Below are 24,384 nucleotides of genomic sequence, written 5' to 3'. Positions count from 1 at the left end.
CGCGGAGCGAGCACGATGGTCCCCATGACCACCACACTCATCACCGGGGCGAACCGCAGCCTCGGACTCGAGACCACCCGCCGCCTCATCGAGGCCGGCCACACCGTCTACGCCGGCGTCCGGAACCCGGAGGACGCCGACGCCGTGCGTGAGCTCGGCGCCACCGTCGTCCGCCTCGACGTCACCGACCAGTCCAGCATCGATGATGCCCTCGCCTCGATCCCCGCGCTCGACGTGCTCGTCAACAACGCCGGCGTCCTGGGCACCTCGTTCGGCGTGGACGACCTGACGGCGGAGGCGATGGCGTCCGTCCTCGACGCCAACGTCACCGGCATCGTCCGGGTCACGCAGGCGGCACTGCCGCTGCTGCGCGCCTCGGAGAACCCCGTCATCGTCAACGTCGCGTCCGGTGTCGGCTGGCCGCGGTTCCTCAGCACGCCGGGCCACGACGAGTTCCACGTGCCGAGCATCCCGTACGCGGCGTCGAAGGCCGCGGTGATCACGCTCACGGTGCAGTACGCGAAGAACCTGCCCGGGTTCCGCGTGAACGTCAGCGACCCGGGCTACACCGCGACGGACTTCAACGGGCACTCCGGCCACCAGACGGTGACCGAGGGGACCGACGCCACGGTCATGCTCGCGCTCCTCGGCCCCGACGGGCCGACGGGGGAGTTCCACAACCGGCACGGGCGCGTCGACTACTGACGTGTCCTGCTGGTGCTGACGAGACCGGTCGGTCCTGACGTGACCGGCTGGCGGGCGTGCCGACTGACGGACGGGAGGCCCGTGGCGACACCGCCACGGCCTCCCGTCCGTCAGGGCGTCGGTCAGGGCATCAGCACGGCCAGTGGGACGGCCGCTGGAACCCGTCGTCCAGGCGGGTGCGCGCGTCGCCGCGGGCGGCGTTCACCTGCATCTGCGTCAGGTACACGGCTCCGCGGAGGTCGGCTCCGGAGAGGTCGGTGTCACGGAGGTCCGCACCGATGCACTCGCACCGGCGCAGGTCCGCGCCGGTGAGGTCGGCGCCGATGAGGAGCGCACCGCGGAGGCTCGCGCCGCGCAGGTCCGCCTGCCGCAGGTCGACTCCTGATCGACCGCGGCGCTCCGCCCCACCCGCTCCTTCTAGTTGACATAATATGCATTATCGGCGCACTGCTCGAGGTGCCCGAACGGCTGTGCGGGACGGCTCACATCGGCTGCGCACAACGGAAGCCCACCGGAACCGCGGCATCCGACGGTTCCGGCCGGCTTCGGTTGTGCGGCGCCCTGGCGGAACTGGCCCTGTTCGTGGTGCCCGGGAACGAACCGGCGCTCCGGGCGTAGCGGCGGTCGGGCTCAGCCGGTCGGACCCCGACCCGGAGCACCCGGAGTACGTGCGTCTCACCGGTCGCTTGTCCGGCACGATGGACGTATGACCGAAGCGCCCGAACGTGACGAGCACGACCCTCGCGACCAACACGACCAGCACGACCAGCCCGACCAGCACGGCCCCCGCCCCGCCGTCCTGTTCGTCTGCGTGCACAACGCCGGCCGGTCGCAGATGGCAGCGGGCTTCCTCCGCGCGATCGCCGGTGACCGCATCGACGTCTTCTCCGCCGGCTCCGAGCCCGCCGACCGGGTGAACGAGGTCGCGGTGGCCGCCATGCACGAGGTCGGGATCGACATCGTGGGCCGGACCCCGACGGTCCTCACCACCGAGGCCGTCCGTCACGCCGACGTCGTCGTGACCATGGGCTGCGGCGACGCCTGCCCCGTCTTCCCCGGCAAGCGGTACGAGGACTGGGAGCTCACCGACCCGGCCGGCCTGCCGCTCGAGGCCGTCCGTCCGATCCGCGACGACGTCCGCGGACACGTCGAACGCCTGGTGTCGACACTCGTCTGAGTGCCGTCACCAGGCGTCCGGCGTGGTGTGCGAGCGCGCTCGCGTCAGTTCGACGAGTCGTCGGACGTGGTCGGGACGTCCGAGCTGTCGATCTCGAGGGCTGCCTGCTCCCCGCCCTGCTCGCCGACGGTCGACTGCTCCGTGTCGGGCTGCTCGGGCTCTGCCTGCGTGGTCTCTTCTGCCGGATCCGGCTGGCTGTACGTCATGGCCGCGACGCTACGCCGGAGACCGGTCACTGCTCGCAGGGACCGTGACGGTCGACGGACGGGAGGACCGTGGCGGCCTGGCCACGGGCCTCCCGTCCGACCACAGGGTGACGATCAGTCGCGGTGGCGACGCACCAGGTCCGGCAGCTCGGCGGGCTCGTACGACTCGTCCGTCGCGTCGAGTTCGTCGGCGGTCCACCAGCGCGACGCCAGGATGTCCACCCGTTCGTCATCGGTCCATCCCGTATCCGACAGCTCGAACCCCGGGGTCCGCACCACGTAGAACTCGGCGTGCCCGCGGTCGTGGTCGGCCTGGTCCCAGCCGACCGTGAAGTCCCACGACCACACCGGCTCGCCCGGGTCGGTGATGTCGATGCCGGTCTCCTCGCGGAGCTCGCGGATCGCCGCGTCCCGGTGGGACTCCCCCGGGTCGACGCCGCCACCGGGCGTGATCCACCGGTGTGCGCCGTCGGACGACGGTGCCTTCGTGTCCATCAGGAACACGCGGCCCGCCGGGTCGAGCAACAGGATGCGGGAGGTCCGGCGCAGGCCGGGTGCGGCGGTCACGGTGTCAGGCCGTGAAGGAGCTGACGTCGCCGACGAGCTTCGTGTGGTCGGCAGGGATCGGTTCGACCGCGGCGAGGGCGATCTCGGCGGCGAACTCGGAGACGCTGTAGAGCTTGCCGACCGCGTCCCGACGACCCTCGATCGCGCCCGGGTTCAACCGGTTCAGCAGGGTCGCCGTGATGGTGCCCTCGATCATGTCGCCGGAGACGGTGACGAACTCGATGCCCGCGGCCTCGAGCTGGGGCAGGAGCTCGCGGAGGGCGAGCTCGCCGGCGCGCTTGCTCTTCGCGACCGGGACGTACTCGGGCATGGTCTCGGCGGTCTCGACGAAGTGCGCCTGGTGGCTCGTGACGAAGACCACGCGGGAGCCCGACGGCATGTGCGGCACGGCCGTCTGGAGCATGTCGACCTGGGCGTCGCGGTTCAGGCGGAGCGCGTAGTCCTCGCCCATGCCGGACTCCATGCCACCGGAGGCGTTGAGCACGAGCAGGTCGATGCCACCCCACTCGGCGACGACCGCGTCGACCATGGCCTGAACGGAGTCGTGATCCGTGAGGTCGGCCTGCAGTGCCAGGGCCGATCCCCCGGCGGCGGCGACCTTCTCGACGATCTGCTCGGCGCGACGGGCCTTGTTGCGGTAGTTGACGACGACCTTCGCACCGGCCTCGGCCAGGTACCCGACCGTGTCCGCACCGATGCCGCGAGAGGACCCGGTGACGAGGGCGCGCGTGCCGTCGAGGGATCCGGGGGCGAGGGGGCTGCTCACAGTGGTGACTCCTGTCGTCGGGCGGCGCCGGTCCTGGTCGTCCCGGGCGGCATCGAGCCTAGCAAGGGGCCCGCGCCACGTCGGCCCGTGAGTGGTGGCTGATACGTTGGACGCAACAGGACCGGACGTCGCGATGCTGCGGATGCCGTGCGCGATGCAAGGGGAGGGAGATCGCGTGAACGTCTCGGAATGGACCCAGGTGATCGTGTGGATCGCCCTGGTGCTCGTGTTGGGGGTGGTCGAGGTCTTCACGCTCGACTTCATCTTCCTCATGCTCGCGGCCGGTGCCGCCGGCGGGTTGATCGCCGCACTGCTCGGCGCCCCGTGGTGGCTCAGCGCCATCATCGCCGCGGTGCTCGCGCTGCTGCTGCTCGCCGTCGTCCGCCCCCGCGTGCTCCAGGCGCTGAACCGTGGTGCCGACCCGCACCGCACCGGCGTCGAGGGCCTGGTCGGCATGGCCGGCACGGTCGCCCTCGCGTTCACGCCGTCCGCCCCCGGCCAGGTCCGCCTGGCCAACGGTGAGACCTGGAGTGCCCGCTTCGCACCCGGCGCCGTCGACCGCACGCCACCGCTCGGCACGCGCGTGGTCGTCGAGTCCATCGAAGGTTCCACCGCCGTCGTCCGCATCGAACAGAAGGCAGCCCAATGACGCTCTCCACCGGGACGGTCGTGCTCATCGTCCTGATCGTGGTCATCGTGATCTTCGTGATCACGGTCCTCGCGAAGGCCATCCGGATCGTTCCCCAGGCCACGGCCGGTGTCGTGGAACGGCTCGGGAAGTACCACAAGACCCTCACGCCCGGGCTGAACCTGCTGGTGCCGTTCATCGACCGACTCCGCCCGCTCATCGACATGCGTGAACAGGTCGTCTCGTTCCCGCCGCAGCCGGTCATCACCGAGGACAACCTGGTCGTCTCGATCGACACGGTCGTCTACTTCCAGGTGACCGACGCCCGGGCGGCGACGTACGAGATCGCGAACTACCTCGGTGCCGTCGAGCAGCTCACCACGACCACCCTGCGCAACGTCGTCGGTGGTCTGAACCTCGAAGAGGCGCTGACCAGCCGCGACAACATCAACGGCCAGCTCCGCGTCGTGCTCGACGAAGCGACCGGCAAGTGGGGCATCCGCGTCGGCCGCGTGGAGCTGAAGGCCATCGAGCCGCCCGTGTCGATCGTCGACGCCATGGAACAGCAGCTGCGCGCCGAGCGGAACCGTCGTGCGGCGATCCTGCAGGCCGAGGGCACCAAGCAGTCGCAGATCCTCGAGGCCGAGGGGCAGCGGCAGGCCGCGATCCTCGGTGCCGAAGGTGATGCGAAGGCCCAGGTCCTCCGGGCCGAGGGTGAAGCGCAGGCCATCGCCACGGTGTTCGACGCCATCCACCAGGGCGACCCGGACGAGAAGCTGCTGTCGTACCAGTACCTGCAGATGCTCCCGAAGATCGCCGAGGGCAACTCGAACAAGCTGTGGATGATCCCGAGCGAGTTCACCGAGGCGCTGTCCGGCATCGCCAAGGGCTTCAGCGCCCAGCGGACGGGTTCCGGCGGGTCGGCTGCCGGTGCTGCCGGATCGGACTTCCTGTCCCGCATCTCGAAGCTCGCCGACGAGAGCCTCGCGAACACCCAGGCGCGGGACGGCGCCGGACGCTCCGGCTCCCCCGCGGCCGACGCCTCGGTCGCGGACATCGTGCCGCCGTCGGAGCTCGACGATCGCCTGGCCCAGTCGGACCGCAGCGTGGACGAGCGCCTCTCCGCCGCCGACCAGGACGCCGACACGGCGTTCGGCACCCACCGGACGCGCGACTGACCCCGTCCGCCGCCGGACACGACGACGGCCCGCTCCCCTGCTGGGGGGGGCGGGCCGTTCTTTGTTCGGGTGCTGCGCCGCTCTGGTCTAGGCGCCGCGACGGGCTCGGAGGACCTGGAGACGTTCCTCCAGCAGTTCCTCGAGCTCCTCGCGGGAGCGCCGTTCGAGCAGCATGTCCCAGTGGGTCCGCGGTGCCTTGACGTCCTCTGCGGCGATGTCGACGGGCTTGCCGTCCTCGCCGAGCAGACGCCCTTCCCAGCCGCTTCGCGGGTCCGACCACACCGGCGGGACCTCCGCGTCGGCGGAGAACACCACGTCGAAGGTCTCGCCCGATGCCGCCTGGTAGACGGCGCGCTTCCGTTCGGAGAGCTCGACACCGTCCTCGCTCTGGAGGCTCTGGCTCCCGAGCCGCATGCCTCGGAGACTCCGATCAGCCATGTCCGACTCCTCTCGCTCGTTCCCCCGGTCCAACCCACACCACCCGGGATTCGTTCCGAGGGCGCTGCATTCACAGTCGCTTCCCAGTGCGCAGGATCCGACGGGCACCCGTCGGACGGCGTCAGCGGTGCCGGCGTCGCCAGGGAGCGCAGGCCAGCAGCACGAGCAGTCCACCGAGTGACAGCACGAGCGTGACGTCCCTGGAGGCGACCGTGGCGGGCGTCGTCGAGGTGCCCAGCGGGACGTCGGTCACCATCGAGGTCGCCGTGTACGCGGGCACCCGGTCGATGGTGCGCCCGTCCGGGTCGATCACCTGCGACGCCCCGACGGTCGAGGTGTTCACGAGCGAGCGCCCGGTCTCGACGGCCCGCATCCGCGCGATCTCGAGCTGCTGCAGGTTCTCGTCGGTCCCGTCGAAGTCCGCGTTGTTCGTCTGCGCCAGGATGACCTGCGCTCCCCCACGTGCCAGGTCGGCGGTCAGTCCGTCGTCGACGACGTCGAAGCAGATCATCACACCCGCACGGATGCCGGCGACCGGCAGCACGTTCGGCTTCGTCCCGGGTGTGTAGTCGCGCTGCAGCAGGCCGATGAGCGAGGGCGCGAGCTTCGAGTAGAACCAACGGTCGGGCACGTACTCGCCGAACGGCACCGGGCGCTTCTTGTCGTAGGAGGCCTGCCAGCCGTCCGCGCCCCAGACGAACGAGGTGTTGTGGAGCACGCCCGACGACGTCTGCGTCACGGCCCCGGCGACGAGGGGTGCGCCGACGCTCTGCACGACCGCGTCCAGGGCCCCGGCGATGACCGGTTCCCGGCGCGGGTCGTACTCGGCGGCCGCCTCGGGCCAGACGACCAGGTCCACGCCCCGGGCGTCGACGTCGGTCGCGGCGACCTGTGACCGCAACACGTCACCCGGCTGCGCGCGGTCGAAGTACCCCGCGGGGCCGTTGCCCTGCACGGACTCGACGCGCACTGTCCCGTCGACGGCCGTCGGCCACGCGGGCACGGCCAGCACCGCGGCCACGAGCAGTCCCGCCGTCGCGATCCGCATCGGCAGCCGGACACCGCCGACCAGTCCGAGCGAGACCACCACGGCGACGCAGTACACGACGACGAAGCTCAGTCCGAGCACGCCGACGTACGCGGCGAGGTGTGTGAACGGACCCTGCGACTGCGACAGACCGACGCGTCCCCACGCGAAGCCGCCGTACGGCCAGCTGCCCGAGAACCACTCGCGTCCGGTCCAGAGCGCTGCCACCACTGCCGGGAGGCCCCACACCCGCCCGGCGGTCGAGGGCACCACGCGCGCGACCCAGCGGTAGGCCAGTGCGATCGCCACCGTGCCGACGGCGAAGAGCGCCGCCTCGAGCAGCGCCAGCGCGAACCAGGGCACCGGTCCGAGGTAGCGGCCCGCCCACGAGATCGCGGGCACCCAGAACGTCGCTCCGGCGAGCAGTCCGAGCCAGGCCGCCCGACGAGCGCGCTGTCCCATCGCCGCGAGCAGGAGGCACGCCACGGCCGGGTAGGCCAGGAACCACCAGCCGGGCGACGGGAACGACAGGGCGAAGAGGAGCCCCCCGATCACCGACAGCGGCAGCGCCTGGCCGAGCGGCAGCGCCGCGAACACCGACGTCGACTCCGCGACGACGGGCGTCGTCGTCCGGGTCGCACGGCGGACGTCCGCATGTGCCGGGCGCACGGCTGTCACGGGGACCGACACTGGGCCTCCCGTCAGACCGTCGCGTACGCGACGATGCCGCGGCGGACCGCGTCGGTGGCGCGTCGGGCGGTCTGCGCGAGGTCCGGGTCGCCGGCGTTCCGGATCTGGTCGAGGAGGTCGATGACCTGCTTCGACCAACGCACGAAGTCCCCTGCGGCCAGGTCGAGCGAGCGCAGGACGTCGTCGAGCGGCGAACCCGACGCCCAGCGGAACATGCCGAGCGCGATCGCCGGGGTCGGCGGCTCGGATCCGGCCAGCCGGGCGTCCCGCTCGACGTCGTCCAGGCGGGACCAGATCGTCAGCGTCTCGTCGAGCGCCGGCCGGAACGCCCCACGCGGGACGGCGTGCTCGGTGCCCGGAGCGTCCTCGCGACGCGGCTGGTAGACGATCGTCGCCGCCATGCCGGCGAGCTGCGCGGGGGTGAGGTCCTTCCAGACCCCGGCCTCCAGGCACTCGGCGACCAACAGGTCCCGGTCGCCGTAGATGCGCTGCAGTCGGCGGCCACCGGCGGCCACGGTCACGTCGCCCTGCTCGTCCTGCACCAGGTAACCGAGGGCGAGGAGCACGTCGGTGACGCGGTCGAACGTCGTCGCGACCGCACCCGTGCGGGAGCGGATCTGCTGCACGAGCTTGTCGTTGGTGCGCTTGAGCTTGTACCAGCGCTCGGCCCAGCGGGCATGCGCCTCCCGGTCGGGGCAGGCGTGACAGGGGTGCCGCTGGAGCTGGCGGCGGACCTCGCTGATCGCTGCCTGACGCTCCTGGCGGGCACCGTGCGACGCCTCGCGACCACCGGGCACGTTGGTGCGCTCGAGGTCCGAGAGTCGCCGACGCAGCGCCGCGTACTCGGTGAAGTCACCGAGGTGGCACTGCATGGCGTCCTGGTAGCCGTCCAGGGACTCCTGCTGCGACCGCACCTTGCGCGCCAGGTCGACGACCGAACGGTCCGCCTGGAACTGTGCGAACGAGGTCTCGAGGACCTCGCGGGTGCGGTCCCGACCGAACTGCTCGATCAGGTTCACGGCCATGTTGTAGGTCGGCTTGAACGACGAGTTCAGCGGGTAGGTGCGACGGCTCGCCAGCGACGCGACGGCCTGCGGCTCGAGCCCGTCCGTCCACTGCACGACCGAGTGCCCCTCGACGTCGATGCCGCGGCGACCCGCGCGACCGGTGAGCTGCGTGTACTCCCCCGGCGTGATCGGGACCCGGGCCTCGCCGTTGAACTTCTCGAGCTTCTCCAGCACGACGGTGCGCGCGGGCATGTTGACCCCGAGCGCGAGGGTCTCGGTGGCGAAGACGACCTTCACCAGCTTGCGTTGGAAGAGGTCCTCCACGACCTCCTTGAAGGCGGGCAGCAGGCCGGCGTGGTGCGCGGCGACACCGCGCTCCAGGCCCTCCAGCCACTCCCAGTACCCGAGCACGGCCAGGTCCTCGTCGAGCAGGGTGCGGCAGTGGTACTCGGCCGTCTCGCGGATCTCCCGGCGCTCGTCGGCCGTCGTCAGGGACAGCCCGGAGCGGACGACGTGGCGGACGCCCTGGTCGCAGCCGTTCCGGCTGAAGACGAAGAAGATCGCCGGCAGCAGCATGCGCTCGTCCAGCATCTTCGCGATCTGTTCGCGGTGTGCCTTCTCAGTACGCGGACCCCGACGCTCCGGGAACCCGCCGCGGCCACCGCGTCGACCCCGCGGACCACCGGACCCCCGGGAGGCGCTGCCCACCAGACGGAGCAGCTCCGGGTTGACCCGGTTGGTCGTGGCGGCACCCGACGAGTCGAACAGGTCGACCATTTTGTTGCCGACGAGGACGTGCTGGTCGAGCGGGACCGGACGGTCCTCGGAGACGATGACGTCGGTGTCGCCGCGGACCGTCTGCAGCCAGTCACCGAACTCCTCGGCATTGCTGACCGTGGCAGACAGCGAGACCAGCCGGACCTCGGTCGGCAGGTGCAGGATGACCTCTTCCCACACCGCGCCGCGGAACCGGTCGGCCAGGTAGTGCACCTCGTCGAGCACGACCCACGCAAGGTCGTCGAGCAGGTCGGAGTCCGCGTAGATCATGTTCCGCAGGACCTCGGTCGTCATCACGACGACGCGGGCCCGGGGGTTGACGTTCGTGTCACCGGTGAGCAGACCGACCTCGGTCTCCCCGTAAGCCTGGACGAGCTCGGCGTACTTCTGGTTGCTCAACGCCTTCATCGGCGTCGTGTAGAACACCTTCGCCGTCGGCTGCCGCATCGCCAACCAGATGGCGAACTCGGCGATGATCGTCTTGCCGGCACCGGTCGGCGCTGCGACCAGGACGCTCCGGCCCTGGTCGACGGAGTCGCACGCCGCGAACTGGAACGGGTCGAGGTCGAAGCGCAGGTCGGTGCGGAACAGCTCGAGGTTCCGGGACCGGGAGCGGACCTTCGCGGCGGCGAACCGCTCGGCGGGGCTGAGGCTGGTCTCGGTCACAGGCCGTACTCCTCGTCGAGCTTCGCCTGGCGCTTCGCCACGCGGCGGTCGTGGATCCACGTGACCAGGCAGGCCGCGAAGTAGAGCACGACCATCGGGATCGCCAGGATGAACATCGACAGGATGTCCGCCGACGGGGTCACCAGTGCGGTGAAGATCAGGATGAGGACGATCGCGACCCGCCACGAGCGGACGATCGCCGCCGCCGACAGGACGCCGACGAAGTTCAGCAGCACCAGGAAGACCGGCAGCACGAAGGCGATGCCGACCGCGACGATGAGCTTGATGACGAAGTCGTAGTAGGCCTTCGCATCGACGATCGAGGTGTCCTGTGCGGAGACGAAGCTGCCGAGGATCCCGACCACGTGCGGCAGGACGTACCAGCCGAACGCGCAACCGGCGAAGAACAGGGGGATCGCGGTGCCGAGGAAGCCCCACACGTACTGCTTCTCGCGGCGGACCAGGGCCGGGACGATGAACGCCCAGATCTGGTAGAGCCACACCGGGCTCGCGATGACGACGCCGATCGTGATCGCGATCTGCAGCCGGAGGTCGAAGGCGCCGGTGATCATCGGGAAGTTCAGCTCGGCAGTGTGCCCACCGACCCGGGCGAGCTGCGTCACCGGGGCACGGAGCGAATCGAGCACGAAGGGGGTGAGGAACCAACCGCCGATCGCGCCCACCAGCACCGCGACGACCGCCTTGAAGAGACGGTTGCGCAGCTCGATCAGGTGCTGCCCGAGGGACATGCGGCCTTCGGGCTCCTTCGGCCGGCGCCCTTGCCGCTTCTCTCGCCCGCTCGCGGTCGTCGAAGCCATGGTCCGATCCTACGGCAGCGGTCTCTCAGTGCACGTCGAGAGCGGCGGCGGCGAAGTCGTGGACGGCCTGCCGGGCGGCCGGCGGGTCGAGCACCACGGCACGGCCCGGCAAGCCGGCGACCAGACGGACCACTCCGTCGAACCCGGCCGAGGCCGCGAGCCGGATGCGCACCCGTCCGTCGTCGTCCGGCGCGTCCGCGGTGTCCGCGAGGAAGTCGGCCACCAGCGGCAGCGACGACCCGTCGAGCTCCACCGTCACGATGACGTCCTGGGCGCTCTGCTGGAACAGCGTGTCCGGCAGGACCACGTCGTCGATGGTCCGTTCCGCGGGACGGCCGTCGACGCGCACGCCGGACATCCGGTCCAGTCGGAAGGTCCGGATCGCGGCACGGTCGAGGTCCCAGGCGCGCAGGTACCAGTCCGCGTCGATCGACTCCACCCGGAGCGGGTCGACCCGGCGTGTGCTGCCCTGCGTCCGCGGTCCGGCGTACTCGAACTGCAGACCGCGACGGCCCGACATGGCCTCCCTGATCACCGTGAGGGCGGCGTCGTGCAGGTCCTGGCCGACGGCGACGTTGCCCGCCACACCGCCGGCGCCACGGGACAGCTTCGCCATCAGGGCACGGATCGCGTCCTTGTCCGCGGCCTCGGGCAGCGCCGACAGGTACTGCAGCCCGGCGATGAGCGCCGAGGCCTCGCGGGCGGACAACCGCGGGGCGTCGTCGATCGCCACCAGGTTCGTCAGGACGATCATGTCGTTCTGGTCGAAGTCGTCCCACGCGATGTCGAACAGGTCACCGTGCTGGTACTGCATGGTCTCGCCGGGGACACCGGAGACCGCGATGAGCTCGACGGCACGGCGGATCCGGGACTCCGGGACGCCGAAGTGCCGTGCCGCCTCGGACACGGAGACGCGCTCGCGGTCGATCAGGTACGGCACGAGGGCCAGCAGGAACGCCAGCTTGTCCTGCGCCTGCAGCGGTTGGGCGTCAGCCATGTGTCGCTCCGTCGTTCCCCGTGGTCGCACCCGCGACGCCGCTGTCCGGTGCACCGGTGTGGTCCTCGACGAGCACGCGGAGCCGGTCGACCACGCGCTGCCGCAGGTCCTCGGGTTCGACGACGCGGACCTCGGGCCCGAAGGCCGCCAGTTCCTCGGCCAGGATCTGCGGGTCGACGTGGTGGATCACGAGTTCACCCTCGGTGGTCGAGGTCGTGTCCCGGCGTCGGGTCAGTCGTCGCTCAGCATCGGAGCCCGGGACGACGTGCACGGTCGCCGTGCGCTCGGCCCAGACGCGGTCGAGGCCCGCCAGAGCCCGCTCCCCGGCGTCGGCCGGCGCCGGGTGCTGCCCGACCTCGTACTGGGTGACCGGCCCGACGATCCGGGCGAGCAGGTAGTTCTTCTCGGAGCGGGTCGCGAACTCGTGCGCGGCGAGCATCCACCGGCCGCCGTGCTGCACGAGCGCGAGCGGGGCGAGTTCGCGCACCTGCGCCTCGTGGTGCCCCGGTGTGATGTACGAGAACCGGACGGCCGCCGCCCGGTCGAGGGCCGAACGCAGCGGCTCGAAGGCAGCGTCCCGGGTGCGCAGCCGCGGAGCGTACGCACCGATGGCAGAGGCGCCGTCACCGGCGTCGTGCTCCGACCCGTCGTCGTCGGACCCGGCGGAACGGACCTTCAGCAGACCGCGGCGGGAGTCGGCGGACAGTGCGCCCTCGCGCCAGGCCATCGCGGCCAGGGAGAGCAGCGCGGACTCGTCCGGGGTGAACCGGACGTCCAGAGGCAGGTCGTACTCGCCCTTCGGGATGCGGTAGCGCAGCGTCTGGTTGTTACCGGCGGCGCCCGGGGTCTCGATCGTCTCGAGCGGGATGCCGAGCTCGCGGACGTCGTCCTTGTCGCGCTCGAACTGTCGCTCGAGCGAGGCGTTGTCCCCGCCGGCGCTGTACCGCTGCCGGTAGCCCTGCACGTTCGCGAGGATCTCGGACTTCGTCAGCCCGGACTCCGTCGACAGCAGCGCGAGGACCAGGCTGAACAGCCGTTCCTCAGCGGGCACACGGGGAGCACGAGTGGTGGGCACGTGCCGATCCTACGCAGCCTGTGGTGCGGGTCAGCGCGGCATCACGCCGAGCACGTCGATGACGTACGCGTACGCGGCACCCTGCTCGTGCACGATCGCCAGTACCTGGTCACCCACGTGGCGGCCGAGCAGGGCGTTCCGGATGCCGTCGACGACCTGCCCCTTCGCCAGCGGCAGCGGCTGGGAGCCCGAGCCGTCGGTCCAGCTGGAGCCCGCGACGGTCGAGTCGGCCGTGCTGCTCCCCCAGGTGACGGCGGTGTACTTCACCACGGCGGTGTCCTTCGCCGTGAGGGTCGCACCGTCGCCCTTGCGGAGCAGGTGCTGCTCGTCCTGCTTCGGGGCGGACCACGACGGGATCGTGATGCCGGGCGCGCCGTCGGGTGCGAGCACGACGGCAGGCATGCCGTCGCCCGCGAGCTGTGGCGTGCCCGTGGCGCGGGCGTCGAAGGCCCGCTTGACGTCGACGACGAAGACCGCGGCGTCCTCGGCCTTCGACCCCGAGCGACCCCGGTCCGCAGCGGTGCCGGAGAGCGCGGACTTCGGCAGTGCCACGGCCAGGCGGTCGCCCACCTGGGCGCACTCGAGCGCCTCGCCGAGCGCGCCGCCGTTGGTGGAGCCCGCCGTCAACGGCGCGGTGCTGCCGGTGTAGCCGCTGGTCTGGGCCACCGCCCCGGTGGCACCGTCGACGAGCGTGTACTCGAGCACCACGGGGGTGCCGTCGCCGATCGTGCGGCCCTCGCCCTGGCGGAGCACGGAGACCTGCGTGCCGCGGACGGTCAGACCGGCCGGCACGGTGACCTTCGGCTCGGAACCGAAGGCGCCCTTCGCCGACACGGCCTGGGACGCGGCGCCGGACGGGGCGCACGTGCTGGCCGATCCCGCACCGGGCGTGGCGCACGCGGTCAGCGACGCGAGGAGTCCGATGGTGACGACGAGTGCGGGGATGGTGCGCACGGATCCTCTTTCCGGTCGATGCAGGACGGGCACGGGGGGAAGCCTACCGGTCGCCGTCGGAGGGACCGGACGCCCCGACGACGGCTGCCGTGGCCTCGGACGCTGCCGCGACGGCGGCCTCGGACGCCGCTTCGGCAGCCGCGACCTTCCGCGCCTGGGCCGCAGCCTGACGGGCGACCTTCCGGAGCTTCTTGTCGCTTGCAGCGCGTTCGCCGACGGCGCCGGGGGTCCAGGCCTCGACGTCCTCGTCGGAGAACTCCGCCTTGCCGGCTCGACGCTTCAGGTTCGGCAGGACGACACCGTCGGCCAGTCGACGGGCCGTGATGAGGAAGCCGGTGTGCGCCACCATGCGGTGGTCGGGTCGGACTGCGAGACCCTCCACGTGCCAGGTGCGCACCAGGGTCTCGCTCGACTGCGGGTCGGTGAAGCGTCCGGTGTCGCGGAGCGCCTCGGCCGTGCGGGAGAGCTGCGTCACCGTGGCGACGTAGCAGACGATGAGACCACCGGGCGCGAGGGCGTCGGCCGCCTCGTCGACGCACTCCCAGGGCGCGAGCATGTCGAGCACGACGCGGTCGATGCTCTGCGGCTCGACGGCCCGCGGCAGTTCCTCGACCAGGTCGCCGACGGTGACCGACCAGTTGTCGGGGACGGCTCCGAGGAACGTTCCCACGTTGCCACGGGCGATCGCCGCGAACTCCTCACGTCGCTCGAAGGACTGCAGGCTGCCGCTCGGGCCGATGGCGCGGAGGAGCCAGAGCGACAGTGCGCCCGACCCGACGCCGGCCTCGACCACGCGGGCACCGGGGAAGACGTCCGCGAAGGCGACGATCTGTGCCGCGTCCTTCGGGTAGACGATCGCTGCACCGCGCGGCATCGACATGACGTAGTCGTTGAGGAGCGGGCGGAGGGCCAGGTACTCGTCGCCCGTGCTGGCCCGGATGACCGAGCCGTCCGGCTGGCCGATGACGTCGTCGTGCGCGAGCATGCCGCGGTGCGTGTGGTAGACCACGCCGGGCTCGAGCGAGAGCGTCGTGAGCTTGCCCTTCGGCCCGGTCAGCTGCACCCGGTCGCCAGCGCGGAACGGACCGCGGGGCGGGGTGTGCGGGGCACCGCCGGCGGTGTGCGGCAGCTCGACATCCGGAGCAGCAGCGGCGTCGTGCACGGTGGTGTCGTCGCTCATCGCGCGTCCCCTTCGATGGCGGGGGCCGACGTCGGGACGGAGGTCGGGCCTCCCTGGCGTTCGGCTGCCCGCGCGCTGAGCGCCGGGCCGGTGAGTTCGAGCAGGCGGTCGACGTCGACGCCGCTCAGCGTGGTGAGGTGGACGTCGCTCGCGCCCTCGGCGATCGGGACGATGTGCTCCACCGCCACGGTGACGGCGCCCGAGGCCCGGGCGGAGGCGACGCCCGTGGCCGAGTCCTCGATCGCGACGCAGGCGGTGGGTTCGACCCCGAGCTGTGCGGCGGCGGTCAGGTACGCGTCCGGGTGCGGCTTCGGACGGTCGACGTCGTCACCGGCCACGACGACCCGGAAACCGCGGGCACCGAACGCCTCGGCAGTCACGAGCGCCATCGTGCGACGGGACATCGTCACGAGGGCCGTCGGGATGCCGCGGTCGTGCAGTTCCTCGACGAGTTCACGGGCGCCGGGACGCCAGGGCAGGTCGTCGCCGTGCAGCCGCTCGACCACGAAGTCGGTCATCCACTGGACGATCTCCTCGACCTCCAGGTCGACGCCCTTGTCGCGGAGGATCTCCCCCGACCGCTCCAGGCCGCTCCCGACCAGCGACAGACCGTCCTGGTGGGTCCACTCGGCGCCGTAGCGAGCGGTGAGCACGACCTGCGACTCCTGCCAGATCGGCTCGGTGTCGATGATCGTGCCGTCCATGTCCCACAGCACGGCTGCGGGCAGCACCGATGCGGGCTGGGCGGGGGTGGGGGGTTGCGCGGTCACGGGCGACGAGTCTACCGGCGGCGCGGCCGGTGGACGGCGGCCTGTGGAGAGCGGGACTATCGTGGATGCCTGATCGTGTCCGGTCGGCACGCGCGCGAGCGCGGCGGACCACTCCACCACCAGGAGGCCCTGCCGTGCCACAGCACTCCCCCTTCAGCGACGGACGGCTCCTCGTGGTCGCGTTCGAGGGCTGGAACGACGCGGGAGAGGCCGCGAGCGGTCTCGCCCGGCGCATCGTCGACGCGCTCGAGCTCGACGAACTGCGCGAGATCGACGGGGAGCGTTACGTCGACTACCAGTTCAACCGGCCCGAGGTCGGTTTCGACGACGACGGCGAACGCGGAGTGCAGTGGCCCCGCATCGTCCTGCACGGCCCCAGCGCCGAGGGCCGCCCGGTGATCGGGGCGACCGGCGCGCCGACCGAACGCGACGTGTTCGTCCTCGTCGGCCCGGAACCGTCGCGCACGTGGCGCGGCTTCTGCGCCGAGGTCATCGACCTGGCCGACGTCTACTCCATCGACGCCGTCGTGTTCGTCGGCGCGATGCTCGCCGACGTGCCGCACACCCGTCCGATCTCGGTCTTCGTGTCGAGCGAGAACGCCGGCGTCCGGGCCGCGTTCGACGTGGACAAGTCGACGTACGAGGGGCCCACCGGCATCCTCGGGGTCCTCGCCGACTCGATGGACAAGGCCGGGCTCACGACGCTCTCGCTCTGGGCGTCGGTCCCGCACTACGTGCACAACGCACCCTCCCCCAAGGCCACGCTGTCGCTCCTCGACAAGATGGAGGAGCTCACCGACGTCACCGTGCCCCGCGGCACGCTGCTCGATGACGCCGCGCAGTGGGAGGAGGGCATCGACGCCCTCGCCTCGGACGACGAGGACATGGCGTCGTACATCGGGCAGCTCGAGCAGGCGCGTGACACCGTCGACTCCCCCGAGGCCTCGGGCGACGCCATCGCGCAGGAGTTCGAGCAGTACCTCCGGCGTCGCGAGCACAAGGACGGCAAGGACGGCAACGGGGCGGCCGGCGAGGGGCCGTGGCGTCCGCCGCAGCCGCCGCAGTAGGCGCGAGACCCTGACGGACGGGAGGCCCGGGACCAGCTGGTCCCGGGCCTCCCGTCCGTCCGGTGCGTGCGTCAGGAACGCGACCCCGCTCGCCGAGACGGCGCGACTCGCCGCCCGCCGGTCGCCGGTCGCCGGTCGCCGAGGTGCCTAGACACCGGCACCTCGGGCCCCGGGACACCGGCGTGTCGGCACCTCGGCGAAGCGGGTGGGGGTGCGAACACGCGGCACGGCACGGCGCGGCGCCGCGCGGTGCCGCGTCAGCCGATGCGGATGCCGAGGAGCGCGTCGACCAGGTCGACGAGCTCGGGCGTCGCCGCCGTGCCGGCCGCGATCGCGGTGTCGACGACCGCGACGGCGCCCGGCGTGTCGAGGTCGTCCGCGACGCGGGCGCGGAGGCGGCCGATCACCTGGTCGGCGTCGTCCTGCTCGCCGCGACCGCCCGCGGCCCAGGCGTCCCAGGACGCCAGCCGGCGCTCGGCGTCCTCGAGGTCGCCGTCGAACCACTCCCAGTCGTCGGAGTAGCGGTGCGACAGCAGCGCCAAGCGGATCGCCCGCGGATCGGCGCCGGCGTCCAGCAGACCGCGGACCGTGACCAGGTTGCCGAGCGACTTCGAGATCTTCGTGCCCTGGTAGGCGACCATGCCGGTGTGCACGAACGCGTTCGCGAGCGGCTGCTGGGCGAGGGCTGCGGCGTGCCCGGCGCTCATCTCGTGGTGCGGGAAGACCAGGTCGCTGCCGCCGCCCTGCACACTGATCGGCAGGCCGAGCCGGTCGCCCGCGATGACGCTGCACTCGATGTGCCAGCCGGGACGCCCGGGGCCGATCTCGGTGTCCCAGCTCGGCTCGCCCTGGCGCTCGGCACGCCACAGGAGCGGGTCGAGGGGGTCGCGCTTGCCGGGGCGGTCGGGGTCACCGCCGCGTTCGGCGGAGAGGGCGAGCATGGTGTCGCGGTCCAGACGGCTCTCGTCACCGAGCGCCCACACGTCGTTCGCCCGGTTCACGTCGAAGTACAGGTCCTCACCGTCGGAATCGGGCGTGGGCACGGTGTAGGCGGCGCCGGTTTCCTCGAGGTAGGCGACGGCCTCGGCGACGCGGTCGACCTCGTCCGTGACGGCCACGTAGTCGTCCGGCGGCAGGACGCGGAGGGCCTCCATGTCGCGGCGGAACAGGTCGATCTGCGACGCGGCGAGCTCCCGCCAGTCGACGCCGTCGCGGGTCGCGCGCTCCAGCAGCGGGTCGTCGACGTCGGTGGTGTTCTGGGCGTACTGCACCTGCAGGCCGGCGTCGCGCCAGACCCGGCCGAGCGTGTCGAACGCCAGGTAGGTGGCGGCGTGGCCCAGGTGCGTGGCGTCGTAGGGCGTGATGCCACAGACGTACAGCGCCGCCCGGTCGGCACCGCGCGTCGGGTCGACGGGCTTGCCGGTGGCGGTGTCGTGGACGACCGGGCGGGGACCGGCGCCGGGGATCTCCGGGACGGACGGTGCCGACCAGGCCCTCATGCCTGCACCACCCCGAGCGAGAGCAGCACGATGAGGACGATGCCGAGCAGGATCCGGTAGACGACGAAGGGCATGAAGCTCCGCTTGCTGATGTAGTTCATGAAGGCGGCGATCACGACGAAGCCGACGACGAACGCCACCACGGTCGCGATGAGCGTGTCCGCCAGGCCGAACGGTGCGCCGGTGTCACCGAGGCTCGTCGCTGCCTCGTACAGGCCCGACAGGAACACCGCGGGGATCGCCAGGAGGAACGCGAACCGCGCCGCGGCCGGCCGCGTGTACCCGAGGGCGAGCCCCATCGACACGGTGGCTCCGGAGCGGGAGACACCCGGCACGAGCGCCAGGACCTGTGCCAGGCCGATCAGGATGCCGCCGGTGAAGGTCATCTGCTCGATCGGACGGACCTTGCGGCCGACGCGGTCCAGCACGCCCAGGACGACCCCGAAGACGATGAGGACGATGGCGACGATCCACAGCGACCGGAACGTGGTCTCGATGGTGTCCTGCAGGAGCAGCCCGATGACGCCGATCGGGATCGTGCCGATGATGACGAGCCATCCGACGCGGACGTCCGGGTCGTTCCGTGGCACCTTCCCGGCCAGGGCGCCGAACCACTTCCGGACGATCCGGACGATGTCCTTCCAGAAGTAGATGAGCACGGCGGTCTCGGTGCCGAGCTGCGTCACCGCCGTGAAGGCCGCGCCGGGGTCCTGTGCGTCGGGCAGGAACAACCCGACGATGCGCAGGTGGGCGCTGGAGGAGACCGGCAGGAACTCCGTCAGCCCCTGAACGAAGCCGAGGAAGATCGCTTCGAAGATGTGCACGTGTGCGGCCTTTCGCCGGTGCTGGACTCGGTTGTGCCGTCACCGACGACGACCATGCACGGTATCAGTAGGTCGCGAACAGGTCCCCGAGGACGCGGCGGCCGAACGCCAACGACTCGAGCGGAACGCGCTCGTCGACGCCGTGGAACATCGCCGGGAAGTCGACGCCGGCCGGCAGCTGCAGCGGCACGAAGCCGTACCCGGCGATGCCCAGTCGCGAGAGCGCCTTGTTGTCGGTACCGCCGGACAGCAGGTACGGCAGCACCGGAGCACCCGGGTCGTGACGCTCGAGGACGTCCCGGACGGCGTCGACGAGCGGGCCGCCGAAGTCCTGCTCGAGCCCGACGTCCTGGTGCGTCATCGTGACCTCGACCTCGTCGCCGGCCAGTTCGCGGACCCGGGCCAGGACCGCGTCCTCGTCACCGGGCAGGCAGCGGATGTCGACGAGCGCGGTGGCCTGGTCGGGGATCACGTTGTGCTTGTACCCGGCGCTCAGGACGGTCGGGTTCGTCGTCGTGTGCAGGGCGGCGTGGATGAAGCGGGCGGCCGACCCGGTGGCGAGCGCGACCTCGTCCGGTCCGGTGGCGACCGGGTCGACGCCCAGGAACCGGGCCACCTCGGCGACCATCGCGGTGGTCGTGTCGGACAGCCGGACCGGCCACTCCTCGCTGCCGATCCGGGCGACGGCGGCGGCGATCGTGGTGACCGCGTTGTCCTTGATGACGTGCGAGCCGTGTGCCGCCGTCCCCCGCGCGGTGAGCTTCACCCACATCAGGGCCTTCTCGCCGGTCTGCAGCAGGTACGCGCGCCGGTCACCGACCGTGATCGAGTAGCCACCGACCTCGCTGATCGCCGCGGTGGCGCCGTCGAAGACCTCGGGGTGGGTGTCGACCACGTGGTGGGCGCCGAGGATGCCGCCCGCCTCCTCGTCGGCGAAGTACGCGATCACCAGGTCGCGCTCCGGGGCGCCCCGCTGCTCGATGACGTCCGACAGCGCGGTGAGCATCATCGCGTCCATGTTCTTCATGTCCACGGCGCCGCGGCCCCAGAGGGACCCGTCGCGCACCTCGCCGCCGAACGGGTCGACGGACCAGTTCGCCGGGTCGGCGGGGACGACGTCGAGGTGTCCGTGCACGACGAGTGCCGGCTTGCTGCGGTCACGACCGGGCACGCGGGCGACGACGCTGACGCGGTCCGGTTCGGACTCGAACAGCTGCGGCGCGAGCCCGAGCTCCTGCAGCGCGGACTCGACGTAGTGCGCCGCCTCGGTCTCACCGCGCGACTTCCCCTCACCCCAGTTCGTCGTGTCGATCCGGATCAGGTCCCGCGCGATCGCCGCGGTGCGTTCCAGCTCGGACGTCATGGTCCAACGCTACCGGCGAAGCCGCTCCGACTGCGCCGCGCCCGGGATGCGCGACCGTGTTCAGCGCGCGTTCACACCCGTGCTAGTGTCTTCTCTCGGCAGGAACGCCGGGGAAACCCGGTTGAACGGCCCGATGCGAGCATCATGTGCAACGCATCACACCCAGTCCGGGTGGCGGAATTGGTAGACGCGCTAGCTTGAGGTGCTAGTGCCCGTATTAGGGCGTAGGGGTTCAAGTCCCCTCTCGGACACGCAGTACCCGCTCTTCGGAGCACGTACTCGAACACTTGTGTTGAGACAAGCGGCGAACGGCCCTCCTTCGGGAGGGCCGTTCGTTTTGGTGCGCCCGTGACGGGGCTTCTGCGTTCTCCGGCCGCCAGGTCACGGACGGGAGGCCCGTCACCACCTGGTCGTGCGCCTCCCGTCCGTCCCGTGCTCCCTCACGGACCAGCTCGTCAGCGCCGCGCGCGCCGCACCACCCACACGGCCACGCCGCCGATGAGCAGGTAGGGCCACATGGTGACGACCGGGTCGAGCACCCCGTGCCGCCAGTCGCTCCGGGTCGACCCGAGCCGTGCACCGATCGGACTGTCGGCCTGCTCCGCGGCGATGCCGGTCTCGCGGATCAACCGGTCCGGCCGCCCACGCAGCGCGTCCGTCACGCGGTGGGTGGCCACGTCGAGCCGGTCGCCGACGACGAGCAGCATCCAGTGCGCCAGGCGCCCCTCGCTGAACCGCCGGTACGCGTACCGCTTGACGATCCCGGCGGGACCGGCGAGCGGCTGCGCGGTCCCGAACACGGGCGTGACGTGGGCGTGCTCGATCGACCGCTCGCGTCCCTCGGCTCCGGCCTGCTGCTCGGGACGCTCCCAGTGGGCGTTGGTGGCGGAGCCGGCCTCGCGGGACAGTTTCGGCACGCTCGGCCGGTCGGCCAGGTCCAGGTCGCTCCCCCACCCCGGGATCCGTGCCCGGAGCTCGTCCGCGGACGGCAGGTCCCGGGGCTTGTCCGCCACGTAGGCGATGTGGTCGTCTGCGTTGCTCATGCTCTGCTCTCCGTTCCCGGTCCCGCTCACGGCACGATCACCGGCTTGATGCACCCGTCGAGCTTCGACGAGAACAGGTGGTAGGCCTCACCGATGTGCTCGAGCGGGATCCGGTGCGTGATGATGTCGCTCGGTTTGAGGTGCCCGGCCTGGATGTGCTCCAGCAAGCGCGGCCACTGACGCTTCACCGGCGCCTGGTTCATGTGGATCGTGACGCCCTTGTTCATCGCGTCGCCGAACTTCACGAGGTTCGGGATGGGCCCGTAGGCGCCCATCGCCGACACGGTGCCGCCCTTCCGGACGCCGTCGATCGCCCAGTTCAGCGCGACCGGCGACCCGCCCTGCATCTTCAGCTTCGCGCTCGAGACGTGCATCAGGAAGTTGCCGTCCGCTTCGGCACCGACCGCGTCGATGACGCTGTCCGCTCCGAGGAAGTCCGTCTGCTTCTTGATCTCGACGACGACGTCGTCCACCTCGGCGAAGTTGATCGTCTCGGCCTGGGCGAACTCGCGCGCCTTGGCCAGGCGGTACTCGAGCTGGTCGATGACGATCACCCGTCCGGCACCCATGAACCACGCCGACTTCGCTGCGTACAGCCCGACCGGTCCGGCACCGAGCACCACGACGGTGTCTCCCTCCCGGATCGAGGCGAGCTGCGCTCCGAAGTACCCCGTGCCCAGGGCGTCCGTCATCATCAGCGCGTCCTCCGGGTCGAGCCAGTCCGGGATCACCTGCGGGCCGACGTCGGCGAACGGCACCCGGACGCGTTCCGCCTGGCCGCCGTCGTAGCCGCCGGTGGTGTGTGAGTAGCCGAAGATGCCGCCGACCGCGGTGGCGTTCGGGTTCACGTTGTGGCAGTTCGTGAAGAGACCGCGGGCGCAGAACCAGCAGGTGCCGCAGGAGATGTGGAACGGCACCATCACCCGGTCTCCCACGTTCAGGGTCTCCACGGACGACCCGACTTGTTCGACGACCCCGATGAACTCGTGGCCGAAGGTGTGGCCGACGCGGGTGTCGGGCATCATGCCGTGGTACAGGTGCAGGTCCGACCCGCAGATCGCCGCCCGTTCGACGCGGATCACGGCGTCGTTCGGGTGCTCGATGCGGGGGTCCGGCTTGTCCTCGACGCGGACCCGGTAGGGGCCGCGGTAGGTCATGGCGCGCATGGCGCTCCTCTCGGTCGTGCCGTCCACGCTGACGGTCGGCGGTTGGGAGGAGGTCCAGGGTCGCGTTCCCTGTCCCAGCCGACAGCAGCGCAGACCAGGACCGGTGGCAGACCGACGGGAGGCCCGGTACCAGCTGGTACCGGGCCTCCCGTCGGCAGGCAGTCGCGTCGCGACGCGTGCGCTAGCTCTTCGCCGCGTCGACGAAGGTGCGACGCGGGTCGGTCTCCTTGATGAGGGAGGTCGCGTCCCGGCCGGACACCGCACCGGTGACCCAGCCGATGACGATGCGCGCCTTGCGGTTCAGCGTCGGCATCGCGTACACGTGGTACGCCCGGTGCGCAAGCCAGGCCAGCAGGTTCGTCATCTTGATGCCCTTGATGTTCGCCGCACCCTTGGCGACACCGTACGAGGCGACCGTGCCGATCGACGGGTGGCGGTACTCCTCGAGCGGCTTGCCGGTGATCGACGCCACGATGTTGTCGGCGACGACGACGGCCTGACGGACGGCGTTCTGGGCGTTCGGCGGGTAGTAGGCCGGCTGCTTCTCGGCGGTCAGGTCGGGGACCTGGGCGACGTCACCGAGGCCCCAGACACCGGGGACGACCTCGTGGGTGTCCTCGGCTTCGACCTGGAGCTTCGCGTTGGCCGCGAGGTGCCCCTTCGGCCCGCGCGGCAGGTCGGTGGCGTCGAGCAGCGGGTTCGGCTTGACGCCGGCCGTCCAGACGAGCAGACCGGTGGCGAACTCGTCGCCGTCGGAGAGCTTGACGATCCCGCCCTCGCAGCTCGGCATGGTCGTCTTGAGGCGGACGTCGATGCCGCGGGCACGGAGGGACTCGAGGGTCCACTTCGACAGCTCGGGGCCGACCTCGGGTGCGACCCGGTCGAGGGCGTCGATGAGCACCCAGCGAGGCTGCTCGCCGGCGAGCGACGGGTACGTGGCGATCGCGGCCTGGGAGACGTCGAACAGCTCACCGATCGCCTCGACGCCCGTGTAGCCACCGCCGATGAAGATGCTGGTGAGGAGACGACGACGCTCGTCCTCATCACGGGTGGCGGCGGCCTTCGCGATGTTGTCGAGGAGCTTCGCACGCACGTACGCGGCTTCCTCGACGGTCTTGAAGCCGACGCCGACCTCGTCGAGGCCCGGGGTCGGGAAGGTGCGGGTGACCGAACCGAGCGCGACGACGAGGTGGTCGTAGCCGAGGGTGCGGTCGTCGCCGCCGGCCGTGGCGACCGCGACGGCCTTGTCGGCCGAGGAGATGCCGGTCACCTTGCCCTGGATGACCCGGGTCTTGCGGAGCGCGCGTCGGAGTTCGACGGTGACGTCCTTGGGGGCGATGTGACCGCCGGCGACCTCGGGCAGGAACGGCAGGTACGTGTAGTACGTGTTCTGGTCCACGAGGGTGATGCGCATCGGCACCGTGGCGGCGTGCTTCTGCAGCTGCTTGACGGCGGTGTAGCCGGCCGAGCCGCCGCCGAGGACGAGGACGTGAGGGATGGAGTCTGCCATTCCTCCGGTCTACCCGATCCTGCCCGTCCCCGTCACCAGCGCCGCACCTGTCCGGGCGATCCGTACCGGATCCTGGTCACTTCCTGCCGTCCCGGAGGCGCCACCAGGCGGTCTCGGCGATCTCCCGGCCGGTGTAGACGCCGTACTGGGTGCGGCGGGACTCGTGCAGCGAGAACCGCCGGAGCCGGTAGCCGCCGCCGAACCGGTCGATGATCGCCTCGGGTGAGGAGTCCGCGTCGCGCTTGACGTACCAGGTGCGGTCGTCGTCGACGGGCTCGATCACGCG

Annotated in this window: 25 protein-coding genes and 1 tRNA gene; 6 read left to right on the top strand and 20 right to left on the bottom strand. The window is 71.2% G+C overall.

The window, feature by feature from the left end; all coding sequences use genetic code 11:
- The first annotated feature begins 24 nt into the window (after positions 1-24).
- Positions 25-705: an SDR family NAD(P)-dependent oxidoreductase gene (locus tag DEJ25_RS06240; protein ID WP_110902290.1), complete on the top strand. Its 681-nt coding sequence runs from the start codon at positions 25-27 to the stop codon at positions 703-705.
- Positions 706-835: 130 nt separating this feature from the next.
- Here DEJ25_RS06240 and DEJ25_RS06235 read toward each other — a convergent pair whose 3' ends face one another.
- Positions 836-1,078, bottom strand: coding sequence for a pentapeptide repeat-containing protein (locus DEJ25_RS06235; RefSeq protein WP_258366100.1), 243 nt, complete (start codon positions 1,076-1,078; stop codon positions 836-838).
- A 333-nt stretch (positions 1,079-1,411) separates the two neighbouring features.
- On the opposite strand from DEJ25_RS06235, the gene DEJ25_RS06230 reads away from it, so the two are divergent.
- Positions 1,412-1,882: an arsenate reductase ArsC gene (locus tag DEJ25_RS06230; protein WP_111044140.1), complete on the top strand. Its 471-nt coding sequence runs from the start codon at positions 1,412-1,414 to the stop codon at positions 1,880-1,882.
- A gap of 44 nt (positions 1,883-1,926) precedes the next feature.
- Here the strand turns inward: DEJ25_RS06230 and DEJ25_RS16610 are convergent, their stop codons facing one another.
- The 3 genes from DEJ25_RS16610 to DEJ25_RS06215 form a co-directional block, all read right to left on the bottom strand.
- The gene (locus DEJ25_RS16610; protein WP_181421453.1) at positions 1,927-2,088 is read right to left on the bottom strand and encodes a hypothetical protein; all 162 of its coding nucleotides are present in this window, start codon (positions 2,086-2,088) and stop codon (positions 1,927-1,929) included.
- Positions 2,089-2,202: 114 nt separating this feature from the next.
- A complete protein-coding gene (locus DEJ25_RS06220; RefSeq protein ID WP_111044139.1) occupies positions 2,203-2,655 on the bottom strand; it encodes an NUDIX hydrolase in 453 nt (150 codons plus the stop codon).
- Between the two features lie 4 nt (positions 2,656-2,659).
- The gene (locus DEJ25_RS06215; RefSeq protein ID WP_110902285.1) at positions 2,660-3,421 is read right to left on the bottom strand and encodes an SDR family oxidoreductase; all 762 of its coding nucleotides are present in this window, start codon (positions 3,419-3,421) and stop codon (positions 2,660-2,662) included.
- 175 nt (positions 3,422-3,596) lie between these two features.
- Here DEJ25_RS06215 and DEJ25_RS06210 point away from each other — a divergent pair, with 175 nt between their 5' ends.
- Together DEJ25_RS06210 and DEJ25_RS06205 are read left to right on the top strand one after the other, a co-directional pair.
- Complete coding sequence (locus DEJ25_RS06210) at positions 3,597-4,070, top strand: NfeD family protein (RefSeq protein WP_258366064.1); 474 nt, start codon at positions 3,597-3,599, stop codon at positions 4,068-4,070.
- Positions 4,067-5,227 (top strand): SPFH domain-containing protein, encoded by a 1,161-nt coding sequence (locus tag DEJ25_RS06205; protein WP_111044138.1) that lies wholly within the window; start codon positions 4,067-4,069, stop codon positions 5,225-5,227. Before DEJ25_RS06210 ends, DEJ25_RS06205 begins: the two co-directional genes overlap by 4 nt.
- 87 nt (positions 5,228-5,314) lie before the next feature.
- On the opposite strand, the gene DEJ25_RS06200 is transcribed toward DEJ25_RS06205, so the two are convergent.
- The 9 genes from DEJ25_RS06200 to DEJ25_RS06160 all read right to left on the bottom strand — a co-directional run bounded on the left by DEJ25_RS06200 (position 5,315) and on the right by DEJ25_RS06160 (position 15,626).
- Positions 5,315-5,665 carry an RNA polymerase-binding protein RbpA gene (locus tag DEJ25_RS06200; RefSeq protein WP_110902283.1) on the bottom strand — a complete coding sequence of 117 codons (351 nt, stop codon included), beginning with the start codon at positions 5,663-5,665 and terminating at the stop codon, positions 5,315-5,317.
- Between the two features lie 121 nt (positions 5,666-5,786).
- The gene (gene lnt / locus DEJ25_RS06195) at positions 5,787-7,370 is read right to left on the bottom strand and encodes an apolipoprotein N-acyltransferase (protein ID WP_258366065.1); all 1,584 of its coding nucleotides are present in this window, start codon (positions 7,368-7,370) and stop codon (positions 5,787-5,789) included.
- 23 nt (positions 7,371-7,393) lie between these two features.
- A complete protein-coding gene (locus DEJ25_RS06190; protein ID WP_111044137.1) occupies positions 7,394-9,832 on the bottom strand; it encodes an RNA helicase in 2,439 nt (812 codons plus the stop codon).
- Entirely contained in the window at positions 9,829-10,581 is a 753-nt protein-coding gene (gene tatC / locus DEJ25_RS06185) for a twin-arginine translocase subunit TatC (protein WP_110902281.1), read from the bottom strand. Before tatC ends, DEJ25_RS06190 begins: the two co-directional genes overlap by 4 nt.
- Before the next feature lie 94 nt (positions 10,582-10,675).
- Positions 10,676-11,647 (bottom strand): YafY family protein, encoded by a 972-nt coding sequence (locus tag DEJ25_RS06180; protein WP_110902280.1) that lies wholly within the window; start codon positions 11,645-11,647, stop codon positions 10,676-10,678.
- Positions 11,640-12,722: a YafY family protein gene (locus DEJ25_RS06175; protein ID WP_110902279.1), complete on the bottom strand. Its 1,083-nt coding sequence runs from the start codon at positions 12,720-12,722 to the stop codon at positions 11,640-11,642. The genes DEJ25_RS06180 and DEJ25_RS06175 overlap by 8 nt, the downstream gene beginning before the upstream one ends.
- Before the next feature lie 30 nt (positions 12,723-12,752).
- On the bottom strand, positions 12,753-13,676 hold the full coding sequence (locus DEJ25_RS06170) for an FKBP-type peptidyl-prolyl cis-trans isomerase (RefSeq protein WP_111044136.1): 924 nt from the start codon (positions 13,674-13,676) through the stop codon (positions 12,753-12,755).
- A 43-nt stretch (positions 13,677-13,719) separates the two neighbouring features.
- Positions 13,720-14,856 (bottom strand): tRNA (adenine-N1)-methyltransferase, encoded by a 1,137-nt coding sequence (locus DEJ25_RS06165; RefSeq protein WP_110902277.1) that lies wholly within the window; start codon positions 14,854-14,856, stop codon positions 13,720-13,722.
- On the bottom strand, positions 14,853-15,626 hold the full coding sequence (locus DEJ25_RS06160; RefSeq protein ID WP_258366434.1) for an HAD family phosphatase: 774 nt from the start codon (positions 15,624-15,626) through the stop codon (positions 14,853-14,855). The genes DEJ25_RS06165 and DEJ25_RS06160 overlap by 4 nt, the downstream gene beginning before the upstream one ends.
- Positions 15,627-15,760: 134 nt before the next feature.
- On the opposite strand from DEJ25_RS06160, the gene DEJ25_RS06155 reads away from it, so the two are divergent.
- The gene (locus DEJ25_RS06155; RefSeq protein ID WP_111044135.1) at positions 15,761-16,693 is read left to right on the top strand and encodes a proteasome assembly chaperone family protein; all 933 of its coding nucleotides are present in this window, start codon (positions 15,761-15,763) and stop codon (positions 16,691-16,693) included.
- A gap of 257 nt (positions 16,694-16,950) precedes the next feature.
- On the opposite strand, the gene mshC is transcribed toward DEJ25_RS06155, so the two are convergent.
- From mshC to DEJ25_RS06140, 3 genes are all read right to left on the bottom strand, one after another.
- Positions 16,951-18,192, bottom strand: a complete 1,242-nt coding sequence (gene mshC, locus DEJ25_RS06150; protein WP_111044134.1) for a cysteine--1-D-myo-inosityl 2-amino-2-deoxy-alpha-D-glucopyranoside ligase — start codon at positions 18,190-18,192, stop codon at positions 16,951-16,953.
- Positions 18,189-19,016: an undecaprenyl-diphosphate phosphatase gene (locus DEJ25_RS06145; protein ID WP_110902274.1), complete on the bottom strand. Its 828-nt coding sequence runs from the start codon at positions 19,014-19,016 to the stop codon at positions 18,189-18,191. Before DEJ25_RS06145 ends, mshC begins: the two co-directional genes overlap by 4 nt.
- A gap of 64 nt (positions 19,017-19,080) precedes the next feature.
- Positions 19,081-20,379, bottom strand: a complete 1,299-nt coding sequence (locus DEJ25_RS06140) for a M20/M25/M40 family metallo-hydrolase (RefSeq protein ID WP_111044133.1) — start codon at positions 20,377-20,379, stop codon at positions 19,081-19,083.
- Positions 20,380-20,544: 165 nt separating this feature from the next.
- Here DEJ25_RS06140 and DEJ25_RS06135 point away from each other — a divergent pair.
- A tRNA-Leu gene (locus tag DEJ25_RS06135) sits at positions 20,545-20,630 on the top strand.
- A gap of 204 nt (positions 20,631-20,834) precedes the next feature.
- Here the strand turns inward: DEJ25_RS06135 and DEJ25_RS06130 are convergent.
- From DEJ25_RS06130 to DEJ25_RS06115, 4 genes are all read right to left on the bottom strand, one after another.
- Complete coding sequence (locus DEJ25_RS06130) at positions 20,835-21,422, bottom strand: hypothetical protein (protein ID WP_220033180.1); 588 nt, start codon at positions 21,420-21,422, stop codon at positions 20,835-20,837.
- Positions 21,423-21,448: 26 nt separating this feature from the next.
- Complete coding sequence (locus tag DEJ25_RS06125) at positions 21,449-22,588, bottom strand: zinc-dependent alcohol dehydrogenase (RefSeq protein WP_111044132.1); 1,140 nt, start codon at positions 22,586-22,588, stop codon at positions 21,449-21,451.
- A gap of 181 nt (positions 22,589-22,769) precedes the next feature.
- Positions 22,770-24,098 carry an NAD(P)/FAD-dependent oxidoreductase gene (locus DEJ25_RS06120; RefSeq protein ID WP_111044131.1) on the bottom strand — a complete coding sequence of 443 codons (1,329 nt, stop codon included), beginning with the start codon at positions 24,096-24,098 and terminating at the stop codon, positions 22,770-22,772.
- 76 nt (positions 24,099-24,174) lie between these two features.
- Complete coding sequence (locus tag DEJ25_RS06115) at positions 24,175-24,381, bottom strand: hypothetical protein (RefSeq protein ID WP_110902270.1); 207 nt, start codon at positions 24,379-24,381, stop codon at positions 24,175-24,177.
- Positions 24,382-24,384: the final 3 nt, after the last annotated feature.

It is taken from the genome of Curtobacterium sp. MCPF17_011 (genome assembly GCF_003234145.1).
In the GTDB taxonomy this organism is placed as follows: domain Bacteria; phylum Actinomycetota; class Actinomycetes; order Actinomycetales; family Microbacteriaceae; genus Curtobacterium.
Note: the sequence above shows the minus strand (reverse complement) of the source record. Positions and strands in the feature narration are given on the sequence as shown.